Source organism: Chryseobacterium sp. 2TAF14 (genome assembly GCF_052115105.1).
Lineage (GTDB): Bacteria > Bacteroidota > Bacteroidia > Flavobacteriales > Weeksellaceae > Chryseobacterium.
Genome location: NZ_JBFRGA010000332.1, coordinates 1 through 1063 on the forward strand (window position 1 = coordinate 1; position 1063 = coordinate 1063).

General features: G+C 25.2%; 1 protein-coding gene. It reads right to left on the reverse strand.

The genetic code is table 11. From position 1 onward, the window contains the following. Nucleotides 1–165: 165 nt before the first annotated feature. Nucleotides 166–816, reverse strand: a complete 651-nt coding sequence (locus AB4Y90_RS18015) for a hypothetical protein (RefSeq protein WP_441558935.1) — start codon at nt 814–816, stop codon at nt 166–168. Nucleotides 817–1063 lie beyond the last annotated feature (247 nt).

A 1063-nucleotide genomic window follows, 5' to 3' on the forward strand; every position in this document is an offset into this window, starting at 1 on the left:
ATCTTCATTTATGGTAAGCGCATACTTCCCATACCATTTATTAGAGATAGAGTTATATTCTTTATTCTCCAACTTATATTCTTTTTTGTCTTCTTGACCTTTACAATCAATAAGTAATAAGATGAAAATTATATATACGATTTTCATAATTTTTTTTTAAATGATTCAAAAACTAATAATACCATATTTCTTTTTGTCATCTCCAATGGAACTCACTAAAATTGCTAATGTATTGTTTTTTAACAATATTACTTTATCCAAAATCCATTTTTCTTTTTTTACATCAATCAATTGTAGATTGTTTTTTGAATCAAAATTATACAACTTCAATGTTGAAAACTGATCAGCATCTTCCATATCCTGATAAATTGTCAATAAATTATCATTGACAATTAGTGGCTTACTATCCAGCGTATCTATTTTTGAGGTTAAATTATCAATCAATAAATAATAATCTCCTTCAAAATATGTAAACTTGACAAGATATTTATCCCGATTTTTAATATAATATTGATATTCATATTTTTCATATCCATCAGTATCGTCGTCAACGGAAACCTTATTTTGAAAAGAAATATCTTTAAGTTCAGTTTTAATGATAACTCCTTGTTTAGTTTCAAATTTTTTTTTCAAAGAAATGTCTTGTTTGATAGAAGTACTATCTTTTAATATATTCAAGTATTGTTTATGATCTATATAAACAATCTTATATGCATTAGCACTTTTTGTATGACAATTAAGTAGTACAAGTATAACAACTATAAAAAAGAAAAAATAATTTCTATTTTTCATTAATTTCTTCAAAATCTGATCCATAAGAATACATATGTAAATGATGATTGTGGTGAGCTAACTGTGCTGAATATGGAAGCAGTTTCCCATTAAGTTTTGGAATTGTCAACTATGAACTTCGGTCTTAGTTTATTTATCCTCACATTTAGTTAAAATAACAGGATTTCCTGAAATATAAAATGGATTTTCGATGAATTCACGCCTTTTAGTTTTGGTATTATAAAAACCAAGCCAATTGAATTCTACATGTATACTGTCCATTACTTTTATA